This is a genomic window from Patulibacter minatonensis DSM 18081, from assembly GCF_000519325.1.
In the GTDB taxonomy this organism is placed as follows: Bacteria; Actinomycetota; Thermoleophilia; order Solirubrobacterales; family Solirubrobacteraceae; genus Patulibacter; species Patulibacter minatonensis.
Genome location: NZ_KI912613.1, coordinates 3006648 through 3025483 on the forward strand (window position 1 = coordinate 3006648; position 18836 = coordinate 3025483).

General features: G+C 73.4%; 19 protein-coding genes. 13 read left to right on the forward strand and 6 right to left on the reverse strand.

Annotated elements, in window-relative coordinates:
* Positions 1-40 precede the first annotated feature (40 nt).
* On the reverse strand, positions 41-1579 hold the full coding sequence (gene guaB / locus PATMI_RS0113865) for an IMP dehydrogenase (RefSeq protein ID WP_245604168.1): 1539 nt from the start codon (positions 1577-1579) through the stop codon (positions 41-43).
* 416 nt (positions 1580-1995) lie between these two features.
* Here guaB and mfd point away from each other — a divergent pair, with 416 nt between their 5' ends.
* The 3 genes from mfd (at position 1996) to PATMI_RS30100 (ending at position 7725) form a co-directional block, all read left to right on the forward strand.
* On the forward strand, positions 1996-5412 hold the full coding sequence (mfd, locus tag PATMI_RS30090; RefSeq protein ID WP_036725852.1) for a transcription-repair coupling factor: 3417 nt from the start codon (positions 1996-1998) through the stop codon (positions 5410-5412).
* Positions 5413-5582: 170 nt separating this feature from the next.
* Complete coding sequence (locus PATMI_RS34650; protein ID WP_169738373.1) at positions 5583-6707, forward strand: peptidyl-prolyl cis-trans isomerase; 1125 nt, start codon at positions 5583-5585, stop codon at positions 6705-6707.
* Positions 6708-6822: 115 nt separating this feature from the next.
* Positions 6823-7725 carry a MazG nucleotide pyrophosphohydrolase domain-containing protein gene (locus tag PATMI_RS30100; protein WP_051471623.1) on the forward strand — a complete coding sequence of 301 codons (903 nt, stop codon included), beginning with the start codon at positions 6823-6825 and terminating at the stop codon, positions 7723-7725.
* 44 nt (positions 7726-7769) lie between these two features.
* Here PATMI_RS30100 and PATMI_RS0113885 read toward each other — a convergent pair whose 3' ends face one another.
* Positions 7770-8117, reverse strand: a complete 348-nt coding sequence (locus PATMI_RS0113885) for a peptidoglycan-binding domain-containing protein (RefSeq protein ID WP_026911324.1) — start codon at positions 8115-8117, stop codon at positions 7770-7772.
* 297 nt (positions 8118-8414) lie between these two features.
* Here PATMI_RS0113885 and eno point away from each other — a divergent pair, with 297 nt between their 5' ends.
* The 4 genes from eno (at position 8415) to PATMI_RS0113905 (ending at position 10920) form a co-directional block, all read left to right on the forward strand.
* Positions 8415-9698 (forward strand): phosphopyruvate hydratase, encoded by a 1284-nt coding sequence (gene eno, locus PATMI_RS0113890; RefSeq protein ID WP_026911325.1) that lies wholly within the window; start codon positions 8415-8417, stop codon positions 9696-9698.
* A 134-nt stretch (positions 9699-9832) separates the two neighbouring features.
* Entirely contained in the window at positions 9833-10054 is a 222-nt protein-coding gene (locus PATMI_RS0113895) for a hypothetical protein (protein ID WP_026911326.1), read from the forward strand.
* Positions 10055-10127: 73 nt separating this feature from the next.
* On the forward strand, positions 10128-10469 hold the full coding sequence (locus tag PATMI_RS0113900; protein WP_157260771.1) for an FtsB family cell division protein: 342 nt from the start codon (positions 10128-10130) through the stop codon (positions 10467-10469).
* Between the two features lie 127 nt (positions 10470-10596).
* Positions 10597-10920: a hypothetical protein gene (locus PATMI_RS0113905; RefSeq protein WP_026911328.1), complete on the forward strand. Its 324-nt coding sequence runs from the start codon at positions 10597-10599 to the stop codon at positions 10918-10920.
* A gap of 100 nt (positions 10921-11020) precedes the next feature.
* On the opposite strand, the gene PATMI_RS0113910 is transcribed toward PATMI_RS0113905, so the two are convergent.
* The 3 genes from PATMI_RS0113910 to PATMI_RS30105 all read right to left on the reverse strand — a co-directional run bounded on the left by PATMI_RS0113910 (position 11021) and on the right by PATMI_RS30105 (position 12583).
* Positions 11021-11629, reverse strand: a complete 609-nt coding sequence (locus tag PATMI_RS0113910; RefSeq protein ID WP_026911329.1) for a hypothetical protein — start codon at positions 11627-11629, stop codon at positions 11021-11023.
* A gap of 106 nt (positions 11630-11735) precedes the next feature.
* Positions 11736-11990 (reverse strand): hypothetical protein, encoded by a 255-nt coding sequence (locus PATMI_RS0113915; protein ID WP_026911330.1) that lies wholly within the window; start codon positions 11988-11990, stop codon positions 11736-11738.
* On the reverse strand, positions 11987-12583 hold the full coding sequence (locus PATMI_RS30105; RefSeq protein WP_051471624.1) for a thermonuclease family protein: 597 nt from the start codon (positions 12581-12583) through the stop codon (positions 11987-11989). Before PATMI_RS30105 ends, PATMI_RS0113915 begins: the two co-directional genes overlap by 4 nt.
* Positions 12584-12854: 271 nt before the next feature.
* Between PATMI_RS30105 and PATMI_RS0113925 the strand changes: the two genes are divergently transcribed.
* From PATMI_RS0113925 to PATMI_RS0113950, 6 genes are all read left to right on the forward strand, one after another.
* Positions 12855-13931 (forward strand): class I fructose-bisphosphate aldolase, encoded by a 1077-nt coding sequence (locus PATMI_RS0113925; protein ID WP_026911331.1) that lies wholly within the window; start codon positions 12855-12857, stop codon positions 13929-13931.
* Positions 13932-14065: 134 nt separating this feature from the next.
* Entirely contained in the window at positions 14066-14950 is an 885-nt protein-coding gene (locus PATMI_RS0113930) for a rhomboid family intramembrane serine protease (RefSeq protein WP_026911332.1), read from the forward strand.
* A gap of 51 nt (positions 14951-15001) precedes the next feature.
* A complete protein-coding gene (locus tag PATMI_RS0113935) occupies positions 15002-15358 on the forward strand; it encodes a hypothetical protein (RefSeq protein ID WP_026911333.1) in 357 nt (118 codons plus the stop codon).
* Between the two features lie 117 nt (positions 15359-15475).
* Positions 15476-16153, forward strand: a complete 678-nt coding sequence (locus PATMI_RS0113940; RefSeq protein ID WP_026911334.1) for a metal-dependent hydrolase — start codon at positions 15476-15478, stop codon at positions 16151-16153.
* Positions 16154-16162: 9 nt separating this feature from the next.
* Positions 16163-16441 carry an Lrp/AsnC family transcriptional regulator gene (locus tag PATMI_RS0113945; protein ID WP_026911335.1) on the forward strand — a complete coding sequence of 93 codons (279 nt, stop codon included), beginning with the start codon at positions 16163-16165 and terminating at the stop codon, positions 16439-16441.
* Positions 16442-16544: 103 nt separating this feature from the next.
* Positions 16545-17249, forward strand: coding sequence for a hypothetical protein (locus PATMI_RS0113950; protein WP_026911336.1), 705 nt, complete (start codon positions 16545-16547; stop codon positions 17247-17249).
* Positions 17250-17256: 7 nt separating this feature from the next.
* On the opposite strand, the gene PATMI_RS34655 is transcribed toward PATMI_RS0113950, so the two are convergent.
* Positions 17257-18819, reverse strand: coding sequence for an RNA polymerase sigma factor (locus PATMI_RS34655; protein WP_051471626.1), 1563 nt, complete (start codon positions 18817-18819; stop codon positions 17257-17259).
* Between the last annotated feature and the right edge of the window lie 17 nt (positions 18820-18836).

Below are 18836 nucleotides of genomic sequence, written 5' to 3' on the forward strand. Positions count from 1 at the left end.
CGTGGCGGGCCCGTCGGGCGCTGCGAAGGGCCGGCAGGCCCTACCGGGGCCGGGCCGCGTAGTTCGGGGCCTCGACCGTCATCTGGATGTCGTGGGCGTGGCTCTCCTTGAGGCCCGCCGACGTGATCCGCACGAACTGGCCGTGGTCCTGGAGCTCGGCGATGGTCGCCGAGCCCGTGTAGCCCATCGCGGCGCGCAGGCCGCCGACGAGCTGGTGCGCGACCGCCTGGACGGGGCCGCGGTACGGGACCTGGCCCTCGACGCCCTCGGGGACGAGCTTGTCGTCACCGGAGACGTTGTCCTGGAAGTAGCGGTCCTTCGAGAAGCTCTGGCGACCCTGCATGGCGCCGAGGGAGCCCATCCCGCGGTAGCTCTTGAACTGCTTGCCGTTGATGAAGACGAGCTCGCCGGGCGACTCCTCGCAGCCGGCCAGCAGGGAGCCGAGCATCACGGACGACGCACCGGCGGAGATCGCTTTGGCGATGTCACCCGAGAACTGGAGGCCGCCGTCGCCGATCACCGGCACGCCGGCGGGGCGCGCGGCACGGGAGGCCTCGAAGATCGCCGAGACCTGGGGGACGCCGACGCCGGCGACGATGCGCGTGGTGCAGATGGAGCCCGGGCCGACGCCGACCTTGACGGCGTCCGCCCCGGCGTCGATCAGCGCCTGGGCACCGCCACGCGTGGCGACGTTGCCGCCGATGACGTCGACCGACGTCTCGCGCTTCACCTGCGCGACGGTCTCGAGGACCCCGCGCTGGTGGCCGTGGGCGGTGTCGACGATCAGGACGTCGACACCGGCGTCGACGAGCGCGTGGGCGCGCTCGCGGCTGTCGGCGCCGACGCCGACCGCGGCGCCGACGAGCAGGCGGCCGGAGCCGTCCTTCGAGGCCGACGGGTACTTCTCGGTCTTCGTGAAGTCCTTCAGCGTGATCAGGCCCGCCAGGCGCCCGTCGCCGTCGACGAGCGGCAGCTTCTCGATCTTGTGCTCGCGCAGCAGGCGCATGGCCTCGTCGCCCGAGGTGCCGGGGGAGGCCGTCACGAGCGGCATCGGCGTCATCACCGAGTGCAGCGGCTGCCCGTGATCGGACTCGAAGCGGATGTCGCGGTTCGTGACGATGCCGAGGAGCAGGCCCTGCTCGTCGCAGATCGGCAGGCCGCCGATGCCGTACCGGCCCATGACGGCGTCGGCGTCGCGGATCGTCGCGTCCGGGCCGATCGTCACGGGGTGCCGGATCATCCCGGCCTCGGACCGCTTGACCGTGTCGACCTGGGCCGCCTGGTCCTCGATCGACTGGTTGCGGTGCAGGATGCCGATGCCGCCCTGACGGGCCATGGCGATCGCCATCCGCGCCTCGGTCACGGTGTCCATCGCGGCGGAGAGCAGCGGGACCTTCAGCTGGATGTTGCGCGTCAGCCAGGTCCCCGTCCCGACGTCGTTCGGGAGGACGTCGGACGGCCCCGGCAGCAGCAGCACGTCGTCGTAGGTCAGCCCCTCGAGCACGAACTTGTCGCTCGGCGTGACCGCCAGGGCGGCGGGAGCGACGTCGCGGGACGTCAGGTGCGATACGTGGGGCATGGCGGCGGGCCTTGGGTCGACGGCGAGAACCCGGGTGCCACGTCGCCGGTCCTGCTCCGACGGCGGCGTGACGTCCGTCTCCAGACGGTAGCGCGCCCGGGGGGCGGAACAGCGTGATCGGGGTCCGGAGCGCATCTTCCCGGGCCGCCGGATCGTCCACGCCGGGCACGCGGCCGCGCGCCGACCGGCGGACGACCGTCCAGGCACGCCCCGGGATGGTCGTCCCGTGCGCCCGCCCACGTCCGGGCCGACCGGGTGGCGCGTACAATCCGTGGGCCCACCGGCGGTCGCCCGGTCGGGCCCCGATCACGGCCGCGCCGGCTCCCGGCGGGGCCTTCTCGCGTCCCGTCGCACCGGCGGGCGCGTCCACCCGCCGGTCCTCCGCGCGGCCTCCCCCCGACCCCCGCACCCGCCGCATGTCGCTCCGCCCGCTGCTCCGCCACCTCGCCGACGAACCCACCGGCGCCCGCATCGCGCGGGAGGGCGGGAAGGTCTTCGTCGCGACGTCCATGCGGCCGTTCGTGGTCGCCGGGGCGCTCGACGGTGTCGACGGCGCGATCGGTCTCGGCCGCCCGGCCCTCGTCGTCGCCCCGGACGACAAGGCCGCCCGCGAGCTCGCCCGCGACCTCCGCGCCTGGCTGCACCCGCGGCCCGTGCGCTTCTACCCCTCGCGCGGCGTGGCGTACGAGTCGCACCTCGCCCCGCCGCCGCACCTCGTCGGCATGCGCGTCGCCGCCCTGGACGCGCTCCTGGCCCCGGACGACGGCGAGCAGGAGCTGCCGGTCGTGGTCGCCTCCGCCGCCGCGCTGTCGGAGACCGTCCCGGACCCGGCGCTGCGCCCGCACGGCTTCCGCCTGAAGACCGGCGAGCTCCTCGACCTCGACGACTGCGCCCACGACCTCGTCGCCTGCGGGTACGCCCGGGTGGACCAGGTCGACGACCGCGGCCAGTTCGCCATCCGCGGCGGCATCCTCGACGTGTTCCCGGCGACGGAGGACAACCCCGTCCGCGTCGACCTCTTCGACATCGAGATCGAGTCGATCCGCGCCTTCTCCGTCTACACGCAGCGCAGCCTCGGCGAGCTCGACCAGGTGGAGGTCGCCCCGGCCGCCGAGCTCGCCGCCGAGCACCGCGGGGACGAGATCGCCCACTCCGTCCAGCTGGCGAAGGAGGGGGAGGAGCGCCCCGACGTCGCGAGCCTCCTGCCCGTCGACCGCTTCGGCCCGTTCCTCGACCTCGTGCCGCAGGACGCGGCGGTCATCATCGTCGCCGACGAGGAGATCGCGCCCGCGCTCCGGGACCAGTGGGACGACGTCTGCGCCGCCTTCCACGACGAGGACGCCGGCCACCTCTACGTGAAGCCCGAGGCGATCCTCGAGGAGCTCGACCGCCGCGCCGAGCTGCGGATCATGAGCCTCCTGCAGGACCAGGACCTCCAGCTCCACGGCCAGTCCGGCGACCTCGCCGCGCGCAACCTCACCGGTGCGGAGACCGAGCTCGAGAAGCTCCTGCGGTCCGGGTACCGCACGGTCGTCACGTGGCGCCGGCAGGGCGACGGCGACCGCGCGGCCTACAACCTCTCCCGCGTCCGGGCCCAGTGGGTCGGCGACGGCGACTTCGACCGGACGCGCGCGGGCTTCGTCATCGCGGACCTCCGCCACGGCTTCATCGCGCCGGGCATGGAGCTCGCCGTCCTCCCGGACCACCGGCTCATGCGCCGGCGGAAGACCGAGGCCGACGACGAGTCCCGCCGCCGCTCGGGCCGCCGCGGCGCGCTGAAGTCCTTCGCGGACCTCCGCACCGGCGACATCGTCGTCCACGAGGACCACGGGATCGCGCGATTCAACGGCTTCGACACGAAGACCGTCGGCGGCATCACCCGCGACTACCTGAAGCTCCAGTACGCGGGCGACGACAAGGTCTTCGTCCCGGTCGACCAGCTCGCGAAGATCACCCGCTACGTCACGGGCGGCGGGGCCGAGCCGACGCTCTCCAAGCTCGGCGGCAAGGGCTGGGAGCTCATCAAGACCCGGGCGCGCAAGGCCGCGCACGAGATGGCGGGCGACCTCATCAACCTCTACGCCGAGCGCCGCGCCCGCCGCGGGTACCAGTTCCCGGCCAACGGCGAGCTCGTCGAGGAGTTCGAGGCGAAGTTCCCGTACAAGGAGACCGTCGACCAGCTCGACGCCATCGACGCCGTGAAGGCGGACATGGAGTCCACGCGCCCGATGGACCGCCTGATCTGCGGCGACGTCGGCTTCGGCAAGACCGAGGTCGCGCTGCGCGCCGCCGTGAAGGCCGCGGCCGACGGCAAGCAGGTGCTGATCCTCGCGCCGACGACGATCCTCGCCCAGCAGCACTACGCGACGTTCGCGGAGCGCCTGCGCGACCTGCCGTTGACGGTCGACCACGTCTCCCGCTTCCGCTCCGCGCCGGAGCAGCGCGAGGTCGTCAAGGCGTTCAACGAGGGCAAGGTCGACGTCCTCGTCGGCACCCACCGCATCCTCGGCCGCGACGTCGCGGGCAAGGACCTCGGCCTGATCGTCGTCGACGAGGAACAGCGCTTCGGGGTCAAGCAGAAGGAGAACCTGCGCCGGCTGAAGCTCAAGGTCGACGTGATCGCGATGTCGGCGACGCCGATCCCGCGCACGCTGCAGATGTCGCTGGCCGGCCTGCGCGACATCTCGACGATCGAGACCGCCCCCGAGGGCCGGCGCCCGGTGAAGACGTACGTCGGCGAGTACGACGAGCAGCTCGTCCGTCAGGCGCTGCGACGCGAGAAGGACCGCGGCGGCCAGTCGTTCTTCCTCCACAACCGCGTCGAGACGATCGACGAGACCGCGGCGCGGTTGCGTGGCCTCTGCCCCGACATGACGTTCGAGGTCGCGCACGGGCAGATGAGCGACCAGCAGCTCGAGGACCACATGATGCGGTTCCTGAAGGGCGACGCCGACGTCCTCGTGTCGACGTCGATCATCGAGTCGGGCATCGACATCCCGCAGGCCAACACGCTGATCGTCGACCGCTCCGACCTCTTCGGCCTGAGCCAGCTCTACCAGATCCGCGGTCGCGTGGGCCGGGGCCGGGACCGCGGCTACGCCTACCTCCTCTACCCCTCGGCGGCGGCGCTGACGGAGGACGCGATGCACCGGCTGACGGCGCTCGCGGACTACACCGAGCTCGGCTCCGGCTTCCAGATCGCCATGCGCGACCTCGAGCTCCGCGGCGCCGGCAACCTCCTCGGCGACGAGCAGTCCGGGCACGTCGCGGCCCTGGGCTTCGAGCTGTACCTCTCGATGCTCGAGGACGCCGTCCGGGAACGCGAGGCCGAGGATCGCGACGGCACCGAGGACGGGGCCGACGAGCGCCCGGAGCCCGTCCGCATGGACGCCCAGGTCTCCGCGTACGTCCCCGCCGACTACGTCCCGTACGAGCAGGCGAAGGTCGACATCCACCGCCGGATCGCCTCGGCGAACGACGTCGCGCACCTCGAGGAGCTCCGCGGCGAGCTCGAGGACCGCTTCGGCGCGCTCCCCGAGCCGCTGCTGAACCTCGTCGAGCTCCAGCGCGCGCGGATCCGCTTCGGCGAGGCCCGCTGCCGCGTCGTGACGCTCCGGGGCACGAAGCTCACGGCGACGCCGATCGAGCTCGACGCCGAGGGCATCGCGCGCCTGAAGGAGGAGGCCGCGTCCGCCGGCCTGCCGCTGAAGTACGAGGGCGGCCACTCGCGGATCACCGCCGTCGTCCCCGCCGAGGGGCCGGAGCGCCTCGAGGCCGTGGTGGCGGCGGCCGACGCCGTCCGCGCCGCCGCGCTCAGCGTGGCGCTCGTCTGACGGCGGTCGCCGGGGGTGGTCAGGGGGACGCCGGGGTGCGATACTCAAGACGCTCTGCGTCGTCTCAGAGACGGGCCTGAGCGCGGACTTAGGTCGGATCGCTAGTCTGCGGCCCGATGCCTCGACACCAGCGTCCCTTCAGAAGCGCGGTCCTCGCGTGCGCCATCGGCGTGCCCGCCGCTGTCGTGCTCGCCGGTTGTGGCGGCGACGACGGCCTTCCCGGCAACGCCGTGGCGAAGATCGGTGACACCACGATCACCAAGGCCCAGTTCGAGTCGGCGGAGAAGCTCCAGCTCCTCGCGGTGAGCCAGCAGCTGACCGCCAACGGCGTGTTCAAGGCGAACCCGCCGAAGCTCCTGAACTTCTCCCCGCCGTACACCGAGTGCACGAACGCGCTGAAGAAGGTGATCCCGAAGGAGCAGCAGGCCCAGGCCGCTCCGGATCAGCTCGTCGCGCAGTGCAAGCCGGTGCTGGAGAACGCCAAGACCAGCGCGATCCAGGCGCTCCTGGTGCGCACGGTCGCCGCCGACGAGGCGAAGAAGTACAAGCTGACGGCCCCGGCGGCCGAGGTGAACAAGCAGGTCGAGGCCCTGTACACCCAGCTCCTGGGCGGCAAGCAGAACCTCGCGAAGTTCACGACGCTGACCGGCGGCACGGTCGACGACCTGAAGGCGGAGTCGACGTCGACCCTGCTGCTGCAGAAGATCCAGGCGAAGATCACGAAGGACAACAGCACGGTCACGGACGCCGACGTGCTCGCGTACTACAACAAGAACAAGAAGCAGTACTCGCAGCCCGAGTCCCGCAACGTCCACATCGTGCTGACGAAGACGGAGGCCGACGCGAAGAAGGCCCGCACCGAGCTCGACGGCGGTGCCAAGTTCGCGGACGTCGCGAAGAAGTACTCGACCGACCAGGTCACGAAGAGCGCGGGCGGCAAGCTCGAGGGCGTCACGAAGGGCCAGCAGGAGAAGGGCCTCGAGGACGCGATCTTCGCCACCGCCCAGACGAAGCTCGCCGGCCCGGTGAAGACCGAGACCGGCTGGTACGTCGTGCGGGTCGACAAGATCACGCCCGCGCAGACGATCCCGTTCGACAAGGTCAAGACGGTGCTGAAGCAGACCGTCCAGCAGTCCAAGCCGCAGGAAGCCCTCCAGAAGTGGCAGGACGACGTCGTCAAGGAGTACAAGAAGAAGACCGACTGCCGCGAGGGCTACAACCAGGCGGTCTTCTGCAAGAACCAGCCGAAGCCCAAGACGACGACCGCGCCGGGCGCGGCGACGACGGGCCAGTAGCACCCGGGGCGCTCGCCGCTGCGGGCCCGACCGGCCGCGAGGCCCCACGGCGACGGGCCGGGCGATCATCGCCCGGCCCGTTCCAGGTCCGGCCCCGGCGACTATCCTCCGCCCGGTGCCGCGAGACGAGATCACCGCCGCCCTCGGAGCCCTGGACGACATCACCCGCAGGCTCCGCATCGAGTGCCCGTGGGACCGCGAGCAGGACGAGCGCACGATCGTGCCGCACACGCTCGAGGAGGCCTACGAGCTCGCCGACGCGGCGAACTCGGGGGACGACGCGAAGCTCCGCGACGAGCTCGGGGACGTCCTCTTCCAGGTCCACTTCCTCTCGCTGCTGCTCGAGGAGCGCGGGGCGGGCGATCTCGCGGCCGTCGCCGCGCACTGCCGCCGAAAGCTCATCCGGCGGCACCCGCACGTCTTCGCCGCGGACTCGCCCGAGATGGCCGAGGTCCGGGCCGCCGACGAGGCCGCGCACGCCGCGGCCGGGGAGCGCGCCAGCGCCCAGCTGCGCGACGTGACGGGCGCCGACGACGTCCTGGCCAACTGGGACGCGATCAAGCAGACCGAGGCGGGCCGCGAGGGCGGCATCTTCGGCGAGGTCCCCGACAACCTCCCCTCGCTCCTGTTCGCGCGCAAGGTCCAGCGCCGCGCGTCGAGCTCGGGCTTCGACCCGATCGACGTCGACGCCGCGATCGAGGCCGCCCACGCCGAGCTCGACCGGCTGGGGGAGACCATCCGCGCCGGTGCCCGGGCCGCGACCTTCCAGGCGCTCGGGGACGCGCTCTTCGCGGTCACGAACGTCGCCCGCAAGGCCAAGGCGGATCCGGAGATCGCGCTGCGCTCCGCGAGCGTCCGGTTCCGCGACCGCGTCCTGCGCGCCGAGGTCCTCGCCGAGTCGGAGGGCCGGGCGTGGGCGGAGCTCGACGACGACGGCCGGCTCGGCTACTACGCCCAGGTCCTGTTCGCCGAGGGCGCCGCACCGGGGGCGGAGCCCCCGGAGGACGACCAGCAGTAGGGACGGTCCCGGCGCCCGCGGTCCCGCGCGGCCGGGCGTCCCGCTCAGGCCGCGCGGTCGGGCGTCCCGAGCAGGACGTCCGCGGTCCGGTGGTCGAGCACGCCGGTGCACGGGAGGTGCCGCGCGCGCTGGAACCGCGCGACGGCGTCGGTGGTCGGGCGGTCCCACCGGCCCGAGGCGTGCCCCGCGGACAACGTCCCCGCCCGCACCAGCAGCGCCTGCGCGTCGCTCGCGGCCAGCGCCGGGACCATGTCGTCCTGCGCCCGACCGGGGACGAGCGCGGTCCCGACCGCCCGCAGCGCCTGCAGGAGCACCGCGCCGGCGGAGGGGGAGGTCGCGGCGCGCGCGTCCCACGGACGGGAGGTCTGGCGGGGGTGGATCGAGGTCGACATGCGGTGCTTCCGGTGGTGGTGACGTCCACGATCGCACCCGACCATGTGCGTCGGCCGAGGGTCGCCTGAACGCTTTCTGAGCGTGCTGCGGGCGGCGTCCGCCGGACCCGTTCCGTCCGGCGCGTCCGACGCGCCGGACGGTGCACGCATCGTGTCGCGGGTACGCCCCGCGGTCGATGGGGGATGGCCCCGGCGGGACCCGCACCGGACCCCGGGGCGGCCGGGACGCCACGGGTCGGGAGGGTGCCGCGGGGGCGGGCCGACGGACGCCGTGGCCACCCGGCAGACTGTGGCGCCATGAGCCAGATCGAGTCCGTCCTCGGCCGCCAGGTCCTCGACTCCCGGGGCAACCCGACCGTCGAGGTCGAGGTGACCCTCGCCTCCGGCGCCACCGCGCGCGCCGCCGTGCCGTCGGGCGCCTCCACGGGCGAGTTCGAGGCCACGGAGCTCCGCGACGGCGGCGACGCCTACCTCGGCAAGGGCGTCCTGAACGCGGTCGCGAACGTCAACGGCGAGATCGCCCAGGCCGTCAAGGGCCGCGACGCGGACGACCAGTCCGGCCTCGACCAGGCGCTGATCGACCTCGACGGCACGCCGAACAAGTCGCGCCTGGGCGCCAACGCCATCCTCGGCGTGTCGCTCGCCGTCGCGAAGGCCTCGGCCGCCGACGCCGGCGTCCCGCTCTGGAAGCACCTCCAGGTCGACGCCCCCGGCGCCGGCGTGACCCTGCCGGTGCCGATGATGAACGTCCTCAACGGCGGCTCGCACGCCGACAACTCCGTGGACTTCCAGGAGTTCATGATCGTCCCGCACGGCTTCGGGAGCTTCTCCGAGGGTCTGCGGGTCGGCGCCGAGATCTTCCACCACCTCAAGGCGCTCCTGCACTCCCGCGGCCTCGCGACGTCCGTCGGCGACGAGGGCGGCTTCGCCCCGGACCTCTCGTCCAACGAGGAGGCCCTCCAGGTCCTCGTCGACGGCATCGAGAAGGCCGGCTACACGCCCGGCGAGCAGGTCGGCATCGCGCTGGACCCCGCCACGTCCGAGATCTTCGAGAACGGGGTCTACGACCTCGCGCACGAGAAGCGCACCCTGACCGCGGACGAGCTCGCCGCCTACTGGGCCGACAAGGCCGGCAAGTACCCGATCCTCTCGATCGAGGACGGCATGGACGAGGAGGACTGGGCCGGCTGGAAGACCCTCACCGAGAAGCTCGGCGAGACCGTCCAGCTCGTCGGCGACGACCTCTTCGTCACGAACCCGGAGCGCCTGAAGCGCGGCATCGACACCGGCACCGCCAACTCGATCCTCATCAAGGTCAACCAGATCGGCACGCTGACCGAGACGCTCGAGGCCATCCGCATGGCCCGCGCCGCCGGCTACACCGCCGTCATGTCGCACCGCTCCGGCGAGACCGAGGACGTCACGATCGCCGACCTCGCCGTCGCCACCGGCTGCGGCCAGATCAAGACCGGCGCCCCGTCCCGCTCGGACCGCGTCGCGAAGTACAACCAGCTGCTCCGCATCGAGGAGGCCCTGGGCTCCAAGGCGGTCTACCCGGGCCGCTCGGTGTTCCGGGGCTGATCGCGCTCCTCGCGGCGGGATCTCGGCGGCCCGGCCTCTCCGCGGCTCCGAGATCCACGGTTCGTTGCGTGCGCAACGGGGTACGTGCGACGCCGAGCGCGGGCACCGCGTCCGTCCCCGGCAGAGAGCACCCCGTGAGCACTGCAACCCGTATCAGGATCGTCCTCCTCCTCGCCGTCGCCGTCGCGATCACATCGAACGTCCTCCGGCTCGTCGACGGGCGACCGCTGAACCTCCTCGACGCGGCGATCGCACTCGTGCTCGCCGTGCCCGTCGCGTTCGCCCTGGACCGTCTGCTCGACGCGGCCCCGCGACTGGGCGAGGGCGACGTGGCGGAGTCCACCTCCAACTCCTGACGCGCTCGCCGGACGCGCTGCAAGCCGTCGTGCGCCGCGAGGAACATGGCGGCCGGGGGCCAAGACCCGTGGCGTGAGCAGCGTTCCCACCGCCACCGGTCGCCCCCGGGGCACCTCCAGGCCGTCCGCCCGCGTGGCGGCCGGTCGCGCACGGTTCGGGCGCATCGCCCTCGTCGTCGTGGTGCTCCTGATGGCCTCGATGTACGTGCGCCCCGCCCTCGACTGGGTGAACGCGCGGAGCGCCGCCGGGGAGCAGGCCCAGCGCCTCGACGCGCTCCGGTCCACCGCGGCGCATCTGGAGCGCGAGAAGGCCCGCCTGAGCACCGAGCGGGGCCTGACCGTGGAAGCACGACGACTCGGGATGGTCCGCGAGGGTGAGCGGGCCTACGTCGTGCGCGGGCTGCCGAAGAACTGATCCCCGGCATCGTCGCCGCGACGCCCACCACCTCCACAGAGGTGGGCGTCGCGGCGTGCCGACGGATCGTCGAGCACGATCCACCCGGTCGCGGGAGGCGAGCGGGTGGATCGTTATCGTCCCCCACGTGCGGTTGACGTTGGCGGTCGAACAGTGGCGGAGCGGCGAGCGGTACGTCCGCGACCTCGAAGGACGCCTCGGCACGAAGGCGGAGGACGTCGTCACCGCGGTCGCCGACGAGCTCCGCCGCCGCCTCGGGGGCGCGTTCACGACGAACGAGCTGGTCGACCTCTACGAGGGCGGGGTCAGCTGGGCGCTCGACCTGGCTTCCCGGGTCGCCCCGGAGGACCCCGACGCCTGGGACTCGCGGATCACCGACGCCGCGTTCCTGCGCTACCTCGGCCAGGCGCAGGACTGGGGTGGCGGCAGGATCGTCGCCCGCGAGGCCTGAAGGGAGATCGTGCGGGCCCCGAACCGCGCGTCTCCGGCACCGGCGCGTCGGACCTCGACGGGGCTCGGGTCACCCGCGATGGGCGCCGACCCCGCGGCGATCAGTCCTCGGAGGAGGACTCGCCCGCGCGGCGGATGATGATCTGGTCGCCCTCGACGACGACCTCGACCGGACGGTGCCCGGCCCAGTGCTCCGCGTAGACCGGGGAGTCGGCGATCGCCGGGTCGAGCCACAGCCCGTAGCCCTCGTCGCCGTGGTCGAACGTGCCCTCGAAGGCGTTCCCGCCACCCTGACCGCGGGCGCGGCGGCTGCCGCTGCGACGGCGGCGACGCGGGCGGTCGTCGTCCTCGTCGTCGTCGCCGGCCTCGGCGCGCGCGGCGGCCTCGGCGGCCTTGCGCTCGGCCCGGGCGGCCTCCTCCGCGGCCTCCTCGGCGGCCTTGCGCTCCGCCTCGGCCTTGCGCTCGGCCTCGGCGGCCTCGAGCTCGGCGGCGATCTGCGCGTCGTCCTCGGCACGCAGGTCCACGTCCTCCGGGGCGACGGCGCCCGCGGGATCGTCGGGCGACGCGGCGGTCAGGCCGTTCTTGTCCTTGAACTCCGCGATCTCCGGCCCGGTCACCTCGAGCTGGTGCGCCACCCACGCGTCGGTGCGGCCCTGGCGCACCCACGTACGGATCTGGTTCAGGTGGGGTCGAAGCGAACGGCGTGCCATGTAGCGGCCCAATCTAGCGCCGATGCGCGGGTCGCTGCGTGGCGACCGCGACCGGTACCCGTCCCGGTGCGGGTATACCCGCGCGCGTCGCCGGTGCCGTCGCGACTCAGGCGAAGACGAGCGAGAGCACGCGGAACATCACGAGCGTCACGAGGATCGCCGTGAACGTCAGCATCCCGAGGAGCAGCAGGTACCGCAGCGCGCGCCGCCGCTTGACCGCGTCGAAGGCGCGCTCGGCCTCGCGGCGCTCGACGTCGCGGAGCATCTTCTCGCGCTGGCGCTGCGCGAGCTCGGTCTCGCGCGCCAGGCGGCGTTCCAGCTCGTCCATCGAGCCGGAGGGGCGTTGGCGGGCCGCGCTCACGCACCCGAGGGTAGAGCATCCCCACACACCGACCACAGCCCGCGCCGGTCCTCGCGGGCGCGTTCCTGGAGGCGCCGGAGCGCCGGGGCGGTGGCCCCGTTGGGGGCGATCGTGAGGACGCGGGCGTAGCCGCCGGCGACCAGGCGCTCGCTCAGCGAGCGTCGCTGGCCCTCGACGACCAGCGCCGCGAGCAGCCGTCCGTACGGGTCGACGCGCTCCCGGTCGAAGACCAGCCGCACCCGCCGGCCTGTCGCCCAGGCGCGGTTGCGGTGCGACGCCTCCGGGCCGAAGCACTGCACCGGCTCGTCGGGGTCGACGGACTCCGGCGTGTCGACCCCGAGGTACCGGACGGTCACGCGCGCAGCACCACGCGCGTCGGAGAAGGCGAGCTCGGCCGTGTCGCCGTCGACGGTCCGCACGACCCGGGCGCGGGCGCCCGGTGCGGCGAGCGCCGCGGCCGCGCGCGCCGCCGCGCCCCGCGGGAGCGGGTCCGGCACCGGCCACAGGCGGACGGCCGCCCACCCGCCGGCGACGGCCGCCACCGCCACCACCAGCGCGGGCGGAGGTCCGGGGCGCGGGGGGACGGAGCGCATCCCCCGGGTGTACGCCCTGCGGCGGGCCGGGCGACCGTCGTGTCGGGGTCGGCACGTTCCCGGCACCCGTCGGGCGCGGTCCGGCACCGTCCCGACGCGGAGGTGGCGCGCCGCCGTGGTCGCAGGCGCCGTGCCGCCGGGCGGATTTGGGGTACCCTCCCCGTCTCGCCGTCCGATCCCGTGCCGCCGGATCCGGAGCCGAGGACCCCCGAGAGACGAAGCCGGTCCCCATCAGGGCCGTCGGGAACCAAAGCAACCGCGAAGGACCACCATGGCTGTTCAGACCGCATCGACGATCGACCGCGTCACGGAGCTGCTCGGCGACGACGCCGACACGCTCCTGGGCCACAAGTCCACGACGATCGACGCCTCGCAGCTGCACCTGCCGGGCCCGGACTTCGTCGACCGCATCTACTCCGCGACGGACCGCAACAACCGCACGCTGGTCAACCTGCAGCGCCTGTTCGACTCGGGTCGCCTCGGCGGCACCGGCTACGTGTCGATCCTGCCGGTCGACCAGGGCATCGAGCACTCCGGCGCCGCGTCCTTCGCGCCGAACCCGGCGTACTTCGACCCGGCGAACATCGTCGAGCTCGCGGTCGAGGGCGGCTGCAACGCCGTCGCGTCCACGCTCGGCGTCCTCGGCTCCGTCTCGCGCACCTACGCGCACAAGATCCCGTTCGTGGTGAAGCTCAACCACAACGAGTCGCTGACGCTGCCCGAGACCTACGACCAGATCCAGTTCTCGTCGGTCCAGCGCGCGTACGACCTCGGCGCGGCCGCCGTCGGCGCGACGATCTACTTCGGCTCCCCCGAGTCGGACCGCCAGATCGTCGAGATCGGCAAGGCGTTCGAGGAGGCCCACCAGCTCGGCCTCGCGACGATCCTCTGGTGCTACACGCGCAACTCGGCCTTCAAGGCCGACGGCGTCGACTACCACACGGCCGCGGACCTCACGGGCCAGGCCAACCATCTCGGCGTCACGATCGAGGCCGACATCATCAAGCAGAAGCTGCCGGAGCTCAACGGCGGCTTCAACGCCATCAAGGTCGGCAAGACGCACCCGCTCGTCTACTCCGAGCTGACGACCGACCACCCGATCGACCTGACCCGCTACCAGCTGGCCAACTGCTACATGGGCCGGGCGCCGCTCATCAACTCCGGCGGCGCCTCCGCCGGCGAGAGCGACCTCGCCGAGGCCGTCAAGACGGCCGTCATCAACAAGCGCGCCGGCGGCGCGGGCCTGATCTCGGGCCGCAAGGCGTTCCAGCGCCCGCTCGCCGACGGCGTCGCGCTGCTCCAGGCGATCCAGGACGTGTACCTGGATCCGCAGATCACGATCGCCTAGCGGGCCGATCGCATGTGCTCCGGGGCCCTCCGACGGCGCAACCCGTCGCCGGATCCGGCCCCGGGGCGCGGGTCGCGCAGAATCCTTCGAGGTTCTCCGCACCCCCGACCCGCCGTCGGCCTACAATCGATCTGATGGCGGGCCAGGCAGAGCTGTTCACGGTGTGCAGCAGCTGCGGGCAGCAGGTCTCGACGTTCGTGACCGAGTGCCCGTACTGCGGCACCCGCCTGCGCCAGCGCGCCCCGCGCCTGGACCGCAAGGACGGCGACCTCGAGGCGCTGCTCCGGCTCCCGACGCACGAGCCGGACCGCACGCTGCAGGGCGACGACGGGGACGACGACGTCGTCATCCCGCTGAAGAAGCGCCGCAAGCCGCTCGGCGGTCGGGTCCCGAAGTCGTCCACGACGAAGCCCCGGAAGACCCCGAAGCTCAGGGCGCCGAAGCGCAAGGCGCCGAAGCGGCAGAGCACGTACGCCACCGAGGGCAAGGCGTACGCCACCTTCACGATCGTCGTCCTGGCACTGATCACCCTCCCGCTGGAGTCGATCCTCGAGCTCAACGACCTCGCGCTCTACGGCGACTCGCCCGTCTGGCGCTCCTTCACCGCCGCCCTCACGTACGACAACGTCTGGAACGCCCTGGCGGTCCTGACGACGTTCGGGGTCTTCGGCTGGCTGTGGGAACGGCGGGCCGGGTGGACCGGCACCGCGGTGGTGCTGGTCGCGTTCCTCGGGGCGGGCGTCGGCGGCCTGCTCGTCGACCGCGCCGCGGACGGGGACGTCATCGCCTTCGGCGGGGCGGGCTCCGCGATCGCGCTGGCGACCGCCTGGATCGTCTGCGAGATCCGCGACCGCCGGGCCGGCCAGTCGCTCGACGGCGACCTCCTGGGCGCCGCGACCCTGCTCGCGGTCCCGATCGCCACGACGGCGCTGACGGCCGACACGGTCCCGACGTCGATCGCCGTCGGGCTCGCCGTCGGTGGCGTCCTCGGCCTGGCGCTCTCGCTCGCGAAGAAGTAGCCGGGCTCCTGGGGGCGGGGGCGCCCGGCGGGCGCCCGTATGCTCAGGGACGTGTCCGAACGCCCCTACACCGCGGAGCAGGTGGACGTCGCCGTCCGCGAGATCAGCGAGCCCGGCCGGCTCCGACGCGCCGAGGAGATCGTCACCCACGCGGTGCCGAACCTGCAGCGCATCATCGACGGGGCCCTGCACGACGGGGGCTGGTTCAGCCAGGGCCACGAGCAGCAGGTGGGGCAGGCCGCGGCCGAGCCCGACCCGCAGCTCCGCGAGGCCCGGCTGCACGCCCTGGTCGCCGACGAGTCGCGCCTGGCGATGCTCGTCGGGGTGACCGTCGGGTTCGCCCTCGCCCGCGAGCTCGCGGCGCCGGGGACCGCGGCCGCCGAGGCCGATCCCGCCGACGACGCCTGACCCGACTCCGCGAGCCCCGGTCGGGGAGCCGATCGGGCGCGGCTCGCCCCGCTTCACCGGGTACCGGTCCGCAGGACCGGGCACCGTCCCGAACACCACCGACAAGGAGCACCCCCGATGACCACCCTGACCTTCCTCGGCCAGTCCGCGATCCTCCTGGAGAACGGCGGCTTCAACGTGCTCGTCGACCCGTTCCTCGAGGGCAACCCGAAGGCGACCGCGTCGCCCGACGACGTCCCCGCCGACCTGATCCTCCTCACGCACGGCCACGGCGACCACCTCGGCGACACCGTCCGGATCGCCAAGCGCACCGGCGCGCCGGTCGTCGCCGTCGTCGAGGTCGCCAACGAGCTGGCGGGGGAGGGGCTCGACGTCGTCGACCTCAACCTCGGCGGCACGCACGAGTTCGACGGCGGCTGGGCCCGCCTCGTCCCCGCGTGGCACACCGGCCTGACGCCGAACGGCACCCCGCACACCCCGGGCGGCCTCGTCATCAACCTCGGCGGGAAGACCGTCTACCACCTCGGCGACACCGCGCTCTTCAGCGACCTGGCGCTCCCGTCCAAGCGGGACGCGATCGATCTGGCGCTGATCCCGATCGGCGGCCACTACACGATGGACCGCCACGACGCCGTCGAGGCCGCGCGCCTCGTGGCGGCCTCGCACGTGGTCCCGGTGCACTACGACACCTTCCCGCCGATCGAGGCCGACGCGGAGGCGTTCAAGAAGGACGTCGAGGACGCCGGCATCGCCAAGGTGACCGTCCTCCCGGTCGACGGCACGCTCGAGGTCTAGGCTTCGCGGATGCCCTCCACCGCCATCGTTCTCGTCCAGGCCGATCGCCGGTTCCTCGGGGACCTGGGGGAGCGCCTGGCGGACCTCGACGGCGTCGCGGAGGCCTACTCGGTGACGGGCGACTGGGACTTCGTCGCGATCGTCCGGCTGGCCGACGCCGAGCAGCTGGCGAAGGTCGTCACCACCGGGATCGCCCGCGAGGAGGGCGTCGAGCGCACGCAGACGCTGATGGCGTTCGAGGCGTTCTCCCGGCACGACCTCGACGCGTTCTTCGACGTCGGCGGCTGACCCGGCCCGGCGTCGCCGGCGTCGGCGGCGCCCCGCCGGCGTCGTCGTCCGGCGGACCCGGGCGGCGGCTCGTCCCGGGGGCGGGGTCGGTACGCTCGCCTGCGTGCCGATCGCGCGCCCCGAGTACGGACCGTCCCTGAAGGACGTCGCCGGACCGCGATTCCGTGCCCTCAGCCGGGGTCGCAGGCGTCTCGTCTACGCGCTCCCGGTCGTCGTCGCGCTCCTGGTGATCGCGGTCCTGATCATCCGCGCGACCCCGCTGACCCAGGCCGTGATCCGCGGGCCGCTGACGTTCAACACCCGGTACGACGACCGCATCGCGCGCGTCGCGGCCGGTCCCGGCGAGCTCCTCCACCTCCGCACGAAGCCCGGTCCCGGTCGCGGCGAGGAGAACCTCGTGTTCCGCGACGCCGGCCCGCCGCCGACGCGGTCCGAGCCCGCCGGCGGTCCGGTGGCCCAGCTCGCGCTCCGCATGGTCCCGCTGGTGCGCGAGATGCGGGCGTCGCTCACGGGCTTCCAGGTCCGCTCGAAGGGGCGCGTGAAGATCGGCCGGGACTACGCCGGCTGGCTCGTGCGGTACCAGTTCCGCCGCAAGGTCGACGGCGCCCCGGCGTCCGCGCCCGCCCGCACGTTCTTCGGCGTCCGCGTGCTGCTGCTCCCCGACGTGCCCGGCACGACGGAGCGCGTCCTCGACATGTCGCTCCAGAGTCAGACGTCGCAGGTCGTCAGCAACATCGCCGAGGCCGGCGGCAACGGCCCGATGCGCACGCCGTTCTACGGTGTGGCGTTCGGCACCGAGAAGCCCTGACCGGGCGCTACGGGGTCGTGGTGCTCGGGAGCGTCTCGACCGGCAGCTGACCGTTCGCGCCCGGCGTGGGGGCCGGTGCGGGCGGGGCCGGGGTGGTGGCCGTCGGCGTGGGCGCCGGCCTGACGGGCTGCTTCTTGCCGGGCTTCTTCGCGCCCGGCTTCTTCGACCCGGGCTTCGACGGCGACGTGGTGGTCGACGGGGTCGTCCCCGTGCCGGGCGTCGTCGTGGTCGACGGGAGGGTCACCGTCTCCTCGCCCGTGTCCGCCGGGACCGTCGTGGTCGTCGCCGGCGGCGCGGTGGTCGTCGGGGCGGTGCTGGGGACGGTGGTCGGCAGCGTCGCCGTCCCGATCACCGTCGTGGTCTCCGTCGACGAGGTGGTCGTCGACGTGGTGGTCCGCGGCTTGGCCTTCGTCTCCGTCGTCGTGGAGGCGGTGGTCGTCCCCGCCGGGGCGCCGGACGCGGCGACGGCGGCGGGAAGGCCGCCCGTCCTGGTCGGCGGCGCCTTGGGGGTCGGCGTCGACACGCGCACGCTCGGGGCGGCGACGGGGGCGGCGGCCCGTGTGGCGGCCCGGACGTTGATCGACGCGCCCGCCGTGTCGTAGCGGCTGCGGGCCGAGTCGACCTCGACGGCGCCGGCGGTGACGATCGCGGCGGCGGCCAGGCCGGCCGCCGTCTTCGAGGCGATCGCGCTGACGCCGGTGGTGAGGACGCCGCCGGTGACGGACGTCGCGGCGACGCTCGAGACGGCCGCGCCACCGGAGGCGCCGGCGCCGGCCGTGGCGTGCGCGAGCAGCTTCTTGGCGAGCACGAGCGGCCCGATCGGGAAGATCGCCTGCAGGGTGCGGTTGTTCGCCTTCAGGTGCGTCTGGAACGCGGCGCAGCGCTCGCACTCCTTGACGTGCCGGCGGACCGGCGGGGAGACCCGGGCGAGCGACTCGGCGACGTGGCCGAGCTCCTCGCGGACCTCCTCGCACGTCAGGTTGCGGGCCTCGGAGGCCTCGGCGAGCGCGACGCGGGCCCGGACCAGGAGCGACTTGACGCTGGGCACCGTGGTGTCCATCGCCTCGGCGATCTGGTCGTAGGAGAGCGCGTCGATCTCGCGCAGGAGCAGCGCCGTGCGCTGGGTCTCGGGCAGTGCGCGGACGTCGCCCAGGAGCTCGCGGAACTCCTCGCGGCGGTGCGCGGTGTCGGCCGCGGAGATGCCGTGGTCGGCGACGCGATCGTCGAGCGTGTCGACGCCGATCGGCTGGATCTTCCGCAGGTGGTTCAGGCACCGGTTGCGCGCGATCCGGTACAGCCATGGCCGCACGTTGATCGTCCGGTCGTCGCCGATGATCGCGTTGAACGCGTTGGCGAAGACCTCCTGCAGGACGTCCTCGGCGTCCTCGCGGGAGCCCAGCATGTGCCGGCAGAACGCCAGCAGTCGTGACTGGTACCGCTGGACGAGCGTCTCGTACGCCGCCTGGTTGCCGCGACGGGTGAGCGTCACGAGGCGCTCGTCGCCCTGCAGGCGCAGGAGCGTCGAGGGGCCGCGGAGGGCGGGGGCGGTGTCGAGTGCGGAGACTTCCATGGCGATCGGGACGTGGG

Excerpts from the sequence above, each read along its gene's own strand:
- guaB (WP_245604168.1), bottom strand. The coding sequence starts at position 1,579 with ATGCCCCACGTATCGCACCTGACGTCCCGCGACGTCGCTCCCGCCGCC.
- mfd (WP_036725852.1), top strand. The coding sequence starts at position 1,996 with ATGTCGCTCCGCCCGCTGCTCCGCCACCTCGCCGACGAACCCACCGGC.
- PATMI_RS0113885 (WP_026911324.1), bottom strand. The coding sequence starts at position 8,117 with ATGTCGACCTCGATCCACCCCCGCCAGACCTCCCGTCCGTGGGACGCG.
- eno (WP_026911325.1), top strand. The coding sequence starts at position 8,415 with ATGAGCCAGATCGAGTCCGTCCTCGGCCGCCAGGTCCTCGACTCCCGG.
- PATMI_RS0113910 (WP_026911329.1), bottom strand. The coding sequence starts at position 11,629 with ATGGCACGCCGTTCGCTTCGACCCCACCTGAACCAGATCCGTACGTGG.
- PATMI_RS30105 (WP_051471624.1), bottom strand. The coding sequence starts at position 12,583 with ATGCGCTCCGTCCCCCCGCGCCCCGGACCTCCGCCCGCGCTGGTGGTG.
- PATMI_RS0113925 (WP_026911331.1), top strand. The coding sequence starts at position 12,855 with ATGGCTGTTCAGACCGCATCGACGATCGACCGCGTCACGGAGCTGCTC.
- PATMI_RS0113930 (WP_026911332.1), top strand. The coding sequence starts at position 14,066 with ATGGCGGGCCAGGCAGAGCTGTTCACGGTGTGCAGCAGCTGCGGGCAG.
- PATMI_RS0113940 (WP_026911334.1), top strand. The coding sequence starts at position 15,476 with ATGACCACCCTGACCTTCCTCGGCCAGTCCGCGATCCTCCTGGAGAAC.
- PATMI_RS0113945 (WP_026911335.1), top strand. The coding sequence starts at position 16,163 with ATGCCCTCCACCGCCATCGTTCTCGTCCAGGCCGATCGCCGGTTCCTC.
- PATMI_RS34655 (WP_051471626.1), bottom strand. The coding sequence starts at position 18,819 with ATGGAAGTCTCCGCACTCGACACCGCCCCCGCCCTCCGCGGCCCCTCG.